We start from the raw sequence: 6,502 nt of genomic DNA, 5'->3' as shown, positions 1-6,502 counted from the left end.
GTCAAGGGGCTTTTGTCAAGAGAAAATTTGACAACATCCAGATAATGTAGGGTACGTTAGACGGCAAAATTTCCGCTTTAACTTCAAGCTAACAATCCGTCGTAACGCACCACCAATCATCAACTATGATTGAATTAATCACTGATAACTGATAACTGATTAGCAAGGAATAAAACCATGAACACTAAAGAGAGACTATTGCAAGAGATTGAACAAGCACCGGATTCTTTAATAGAAGAAACTTTGAACTTCCTCCTTTCAGCACAAGCTAGTTATGCTAAATCTGAAAGTAATGTAGGGGAGGCAATATTAAAGCTTCTGGAAGAGATGCCATTAGACAATGACGACTTAGAAAAGTTGCCTATAGATCTTGCTAATCAACATGATCATTATCTTTATGGAGTTCCCAAATCCTAAGCAAAGCCGAAACTAAAGTTTATAGTATCATAGCAATGAAAACCATCTTTGCAGACACATTTTATTGGGTTGCTCTCATTAACAATCGTGATGATTGGCATGAGAAAGCTATAGAAATGACAAGGAAACTCCAGCAGGTAACAATAGTGACAACCGATGAAGTCTTTATTGAAGTTTTCAACAATCTATCTGCTTATGGAATGTCAGTTAGACGAAAAACCTTACAAGTTATTAGAGGCTTACAAAATAATCCCCAAATCTTAGTTATACCTCAAACTCATCAGACGTTCCAATCAGGATTAGATTTATATCAAAATCGTCCAGATAAAGATTACAGCTTAACAGATTGTATATCCATGCAAACAATGCGCCAAATGAATATAAATGAAATTCTTACCCACGATAAGCATTTTACGCAAGAAGGATTTTTCATTTTATTTCAAAATATAGAGTTACATTAGAATTGAGACAACAACTACTAGGAGACAATCATCCCCATGTGGCAACTTCCCTCAACAATTTAGGACATTTGTACTACTCCCAAGTCAGGTACACAGAAGCAGAACCTCTCTATCTAGAAGCGATTAATATTGCTACCCAAGGATTAGGGAAAAATCATCCCCATACCCAAACCTTTTATCGGAATTATCTGAGGATGTTATCCCAATTACCCGAAGCAGAATTAAGACAACGGTTTCCCGATGAGGTGGTGGAGATGTTGAAACCAAAACCCCCTCATCCCTGAAAACAGTCTTAACTGTGATTTATGGGATTATGGGATAGACTATAATTGATCATTGATAAAGACTTGCCAAATACAACACAATCATAGTATTCACTCAATCATTCAAATCACAGCTTAGACTTATTATAGGAATCTTCCAGACTCTGTGCGATAAGCTTAACTTGCATAGAATCCATCTTTGTGTCCTTTGTGCCTTTGTGGTTCCTTCCATTCCCTCGCCAGTAGGACTGTATCTTAGAATACATTTTACCCACCAAATCCAAGAGAGCCTTGAATGAACCAATGATAGTTAAGAGCGTTGGAAAATAGGGTTCGTAGGCGCACGGATTTTCCATTATGAATATAGTATCCTGTCAAGTCGCCTTTGTCAAGAGAAATTTTAACAACATCCAGATTTAGTCGTAACCCACCACCTATCATTGACTATGATTGAATTAATCACTGCTCACTGCTCACTGATAACTGATAACTGATAACTGATAACTGATAACTGATAACTGATAACTGATAAAACTATGACACTCAAAGAACAACTTATTAAAGAAATTGAAACAACTCCCATTTCTCTGCTGCCGGAAATCCTGCATTTTGTCCAATCTATAAAAACAAAACATCCAGACATTGACTTTATGGAATTTGCTGGTATGGCAGCAGATATAGAAAATACTATGCAAGAGATTGTCGAAGAAGCAGAAGCTAATCGTCAACTTGATTTAAAACGGATAAATGATTTATGAAACAAGCATTACTTGATACCAATATCCTCTCTTATTTTTTACGAGGCAATCCCGCAGTAATTGAACAATTCCGCATCTATCGACAACACTATACTTATATATCGTTTTCAATCTTTACCTATTACGAGATTAAAAGTGGCTTATTGTATAAAGATGCACGAAATCAACAACAACAATTTGAACGTCTTGTAGAAGTCAGTGAAGTAATTGGTTATGATCGTGAAATTAGTGATATAGCTACTCAAATATACGTTAATCTTAGAATAAAAGGACAACTGATTACCCCGATTGATTTGTTTATTGCTGCGACTGCTATTTATTGCGATTATACTCTGATTACAGCTAACATTAAGCATTTTCAAAATATTCCCAATCTTAGTTATGAAAATTGGTATCTCTCAATAATTTAGGACTATTGTACCATTCCCAAGGCAGATACACAGAAGCGGAACCTCTCCATCTAGAAGCGATTAATATTTTCAGAGAAGGATTAGGGGAAAATCATCCCCATACTCAAACGATTATGGAGAATATAAAACTATGTTGTCCCAACTCTAGCAAGTAGAATTAAGATAGAGTTTGAATGCTTTGGAAAATAGGGTCTGTAGGCGCACGGATTTTCCATTATGAATATAATATCATGTCAAGAGGCTTTTGTCAATAGAAAATTTAACAACATCCAGAAAAACGTTATTGTAATTGACAGTGATTGAATTAATCACTGATGACTACAATGATGGATAATTATAGGAGGATGCTGTCTGGACTGTGATTAGGAGAGATTGTTAAATCCCTACAATAGTTTTTATTATTTCATCATCAAAAAAAGGATTAATTATGATCAAAAAAATTAAAATAGCCGATGCTCAAACCGATTTACAGAGTCTCGTTAAATCGGTTACAGAAGATAACAAAATTTATGCCATTGAGAATCAGGAGGATTCTGTAATTTTGATTTCTCAAAAAAACTATGAAAGTTTACAAGAAACCATCGAATTACTATCTATTCCCGACTTAAGAGAAAGCTTACAGCTATCTCTACAGCAAATTAATGAAAATGAAACCTATTCTCTTGAGGAAGTCTTGGGAGACATTGATTAATGGTTTATGAAGTCAGCATACAACACAATCATAGTATTCATTCAATCATTCCAATCAAAGTTTAGACTGATGATGTAATCTATATTCATCGTACTAAAACCCATTATGGCGAATAAACTAGACCTTGAAAATTCTTGAAAACTAGGGTCTGTAGGCGCACGGATTTTCCATTATGAATATAGTATCATGTCAAGTCGCCTTTGTCAAGAGAAAATTTGACAACATCCAGAAAAACGGAGACATGAAGCTTAAATCAAGATGGGAATTACAGCAGACGAATAAATTCTTCTTGTGTCAGTTCAGCATCGCGTAAAATTTTTAGGAGTAATCCTTTCCCGACAGTTTTCCCCCGATGAACAGGTACGCATCAGATAGACACCTTTTCAATTCCAACAAACTCCGACACATCTTCAGGATTGTCATCTTCCAAGCAAAGTTCAATCACTTCCCTGATATTCTTCATCAATTCATCAATCGTTTCCCCTTGACTGTAACAACCCCGAAGTTGAGGAACTTCCCCAACATAATATCCATCCTCATCCCGTTCAATGACAACATAAAAATCTCTTTGACGGTTCATGGTTCTCAATCCCTAAAAAAATTATCGCTATCTAAGCTTTTATTGGCGATTATTGAGACTTGAAAATAGGGTTTGTAGGCGCACGGATTTTCCATTATGAATATAGTATCATGTCAAGTCGCCTTTGTCAAGAGAAAATTTAACAACATCCAGACAAACGTTATTGTAGGGGTAATTCATGAATTACCCCTACACCTATTACCTAGTCCAGTCCAGTAGGGTGCGTTAGACGGCAAAAATTTCTGCTTTGACTTGAGGCTAACAATCCGTCGTAACGCACCACCTATCATTGACTTGAGGCAAAGTATTCGGACGATAACCTATCGTTGAAACCGTAGATTTCCTATCCGAATGTTTCGCCCCTACTTTTTCAGCATACCCTAATTAATCGGGCAATTTATACTGTTCCACAATCTTTTTAGCATATTCAGGAACATGAGCCGCTAATTTTTCAGGATAATTACGTTTAACATAAAGGTAATTACGGGTAAAGTGAGAATCGATGGAAAAGCGAGCATATTCTAAACCTTTAGGCCCGATTTTTTCAATTACTACTCCCATCATTTTTGCCGCCCACATCGGCAAGGTTACACCTTTATCATAGGCGGGAATGCTATTTTGTACAGCTTGTTTTCTATCACCACTAGACATAACATCTTGGGTATTTAATTGATCTTTAACTAACTCTAACATTTCCTTGCCCGTATCATTACGAACCATAATCCATTGCCAGCCAAAAGGCGCGCCCATATAGCCCACAACCAAATCGGCAAGGGAGTTAACATAATCAAAACAAGTCATACAGGAAGGGGCAAAAACATCTTTTAATTTATTAGTTTTTAAGCCAAAAAAGGGAACCATTTCCATCGAGCCGTCTTCGTGTTTAAAGTGTACCCGAAAATCCTGCATAAATTCGTAGTGAACCACAGTTTCTGGGGAACGACTGGTAGTTTCTAGAAACTTTTGCAGTCCTGAGCGGGTGACATTATCGACGCAGGGAGTTCCTAAGACATATAATTTTTCCAAGCCTAATTTTTTTTCTACTGCTCTTAGGGCTTGAATTTGACAACCAACTCCGATAACTAATAACCGTTTCATGCCCGATTTTTCAATTTCTTCTAGGACTGATAAATTGGGAGAAAGAGTCGGTTTATTAACTTTAGCGGCGAGAATTTCTTCAGTGGTACGGGCGAGAATCGGCTGCGGTTGAAAGCGATCCTCGGCGGTATTCTGCACACAAACCACCCCTTCTACTAAACCACGATTGAGCATTTCACAGGCAATTGTACTGACAATTCCTGTCCATTGCGCCCCTGGAATAGCTTGTTTTTTCTTGGCAGCCATCATCTCTTGATGAACACCAAAATAGAGATCATTTTCCTGATTTAAGTCGCGACTTTTGCCGTGTGCTGCTGCTTCTAAATCAGCGATTTGTTGATTGAGAAAAGCACAAGCTTCTTTAACATAGTGAATATAATAAGTGTCACAAAGTCCGCACTCGCTACACAATTCTTTGGCAGGACGACGACTATTGGACTTGAGGGCTTTGGCTTTTAGGTGTGGCGCAAGGGAGTTCATAATCTTAAAAAGCAACTAGGTCAAGGGTTTTTTTCTATCGATCGTTTACCTTACCGCATTAGATAGCTTTGTTACCAATCTTTTTAAAGAAATGTAACGATTACCCGGAATAGGATCAGAGCAAAGCTTCTAAGGTGGCGACGACGGAAGCCGCTAAAGCTTCTAAATCATAACCACCTTCTAAGCCGAAAAGCAGCGGTTTATTGAGACTTAAGAGGTATTTGGTTAAAATTCCATAATCTTGTGGGTGTAAACAAATTCCCGCCAGAGGATCCGCTTGATTGGCATCATATCCAGCACTAACAATCACTAAATCCGGTTGAAAATTTTTCAGAAAAGGTATGACTTGCCCCTCAAAATGTTCTTGATAATCTTTAATCGTACTTCCCGCCGATAAGGGAATATTCAAAACATTATTAAACTCCCCTTTTTCTCTCGCTTCTCCCGTGCCGGGATAAAAGGGGAATTGATGGAGGGAACAATAGGCAATCTGGGGATGATTTTCGACTATATCCTGGGTGCCATTGCCGTGATGTACGTCCCAATCGAGAATCGCTACTTTTTGCACTCTTTTGTTTTCCAAAGCATAATAGGCGGCAATAGCAGCATTAGAAAACAGACAGAAACCCATGCCATAATTAGAAGTGGCATGATGTCCGGGGGGACGGGCTAAAATAAAGGTAGGATCGCCGGTGGATAAGACTCGATCGACTCCATCTAACCAGCCACTAACCGCTAGTAACGCCACATCGTAACTACGGGCAGAAACGGGAGTATCGGCATCCAATCTTCCCCCACCCCGTTGACAAATTCGCCGCAATCTATCAACATAATCTTGATTATGAACTTGTTTAATCAAAGGAATTACTTCGTCGCGAATTTCGAGCGGTGTCGGTAAATGCCATGTTAATTTTGACTGCCATTTTGTTTGTTTTAAAGCCTCGACAATTGCCGTTAAACGCGCCGCTTTTTCGGGATGGTAAATACCTGTATCGTGATCGAGAAATTCCTCGGAATAGATAATCGAGATCATAATCAAATTACTGCTTAACTCGTTGATTTTTGAGCAACCCAATGATTTTAATCTATCAGAAAAACAGGGGCTTGAGGAACTATAGTGAAAAAACTTTACTGATTGGGCCACTTTTGCCGGATGATGCAATTATCTCCCCCTCAGGTGACAGGAAGCAAAAATGCTGGCTCTTCTAGGTTCTGTGTGATCAGTTTAACTTACAATATGATCGATCAATCTTTGTGTCCTTTGTGTCTTTGTGGTTCGTTCCACTCACTCGCCAGCAGGACTGTATCCTAGAATACATTTTACCCACCAAACCTGGGAGAGCC

Annotated in this window: 10 protein-coding genes; 7 read left to right on the top strand and 3 right to left on the bottom strand. The window is 38.3% G+C overall.

Annotated elements, in window-relative coordinates:
• Positions 1–177 precede the first annotated feature (177 nt).
• The 7 genes from ACE1AQ_RS19610 (at position 178) to ACE1AQ_RS19580 (ending at position 3,000) form a co-directional block, all read left to right on the top strand.
• Positions 178–417, top strand: coding sequence for a hypothetical protein (locus ACE1AQ_RS19610; protein ID WP_002735146.1), 240 nt, complete (start codon positions 178–180; stop codon positions 415–417).
• 35 nt (positions 418–452) lie between these two features.
• Positions 453–878 (top strand): type II toxin-antitoxin system VapC family toxin, encoded by a 426-nt coding sequence (locus ACE1AQ_RS19605; protein WP_002756072.1) that lies wholly within the window; start codon positions 453–455, stop codon positions 876–878.
• Positions 879–880: 2 nt separating this feature from the next.
• Positions 881–1,162, top strand: a complete 282-nt coding sequence (locus ACE1AQ_RS19600) for a tetratricopeptide repeat protein (protein WP_374809056.1) — start codon at positions 881–883, stop codon at positions 1,160–1,162.
• Positions 1,163–1,677: 515 nt separating this feature from the next.
• Positions 1,678–1,899: a hypothetical protein gene (locus tag ACE1AQ_RS19595; protein ID WP_002754465.1), complete on the top strand. Its 222-nt coding sequence runs from the start codon at positions 1,678–1,680 to the stop codon at positions 1,897–1,899.
• Complete coding sequence (locus ACE1AQ_RS19590) at positions 1,896–2,309, top strand: type II toxin-antitoxin system VapC family toxin (protein ID WP_002780221.1); 414 nt, start codon at positions 1,896–1,898, stop codon at positions 2,307–2,309. Before ACE1AQ_RS19595 ends, ACE1AQ_RS19590 begins: the two co-directional genes overlap by 4 nt.
• Complete coding sequence (locus tag ACE1AQ_RS19585; RefSeq protein WP_110546003.1) at positions 2,288–2,464, top strand: tetratricopeptide repeat protein; 177 nt, start codon at positions 2,288–2,290, stop codon at positions 2,462–2,464. Before ACE1AQ_RS19590 ends, ACE1AQ_RS19585 begins: the two co-directional genes overlap by 22 nt.
• A 272-nt stretch (positions 2,465–2,736) precedes the next feature.
• Positions 2,737–3,000 (top strand): type II toxin-antitoxin system Phd/YefM family antitoxin, encoded by a 264-nt coding sequence (locus ACE1AQ_RS19580; protein ID WP_002748707.1) that lies wholly within the window; start codon positions 2,737–2,739, stop codon positions 2,998–3,000.
• 367 nt (positions 3,001–3,367) lie between these two features.
• Here ACE1AQ_RS19580 and ACE1AQ_RS19575 read toward each other — a convergent pair whose 3' ends face one another.
• The 3 genes from ACE1AQ_RS19575 to ACE1AQ_RS19565 all read right to left on the bottom strand — a co-directional run bounded on the left by ACE1AQ_RS19575 (position 3,368) and on the right by ACE1AQ_RS19565 (position 6,191).
• The gene (locus ACE1AQ_RS19575; RefSeq protein WP_072926058.1) at positions 3,368–3,580 is read right to left on the bottom strand and encodes a type II toxin-antitoxin system HicB family antitoxin; all 213 of its coding nucleotides are present in this window, start codon (positions 3,578–3,580) and stop codon (positions 3,368–3,370) included.
• 384 nt (positions 3,581–3,964) lie between these two features.
• Positions 3,965–5,158, bottom strand: coding sequence for a Coenzyme F420 hydrogenase/dehydrogenase, beta subunit C-terminal domain (locus tag ACE1AQ_RS19570; RefSeq protein WP_110546001.1), 1,194 nt, complete (start codon positions 5,156–5,158; stop codon positions 3,965–3,967).
• A gap of 115 nt (positions 5,159–5,273) precedes the next feature.
• Positions 5,274–6,191: a histone deacetylase gene (locus tag ACE1AQ_RS19565; protein ID WP_110546004.1), complete on the bottom strand. Its 918-nt coding sequence runs from the start codon at positions 6,189–6,191 to the stop codon at positions 5,274–5,276.
• Positions 6,192–6,502: the final 311 nt, after the last annotated feature.

This window comes from Microcystis sp. BLCC-F209 (assembly GCF_041928595.1).
Classification (GTDB): Bacteria; Cyanobacteriota; Cyanobacteriia; order Cyanobacteriales; family Microcystaceae; genus Microcystis.
Note: the sequence above shows the minus strand (reverse complement) of the source record. Positions and strands in the feature narration are given on the sequence as shown.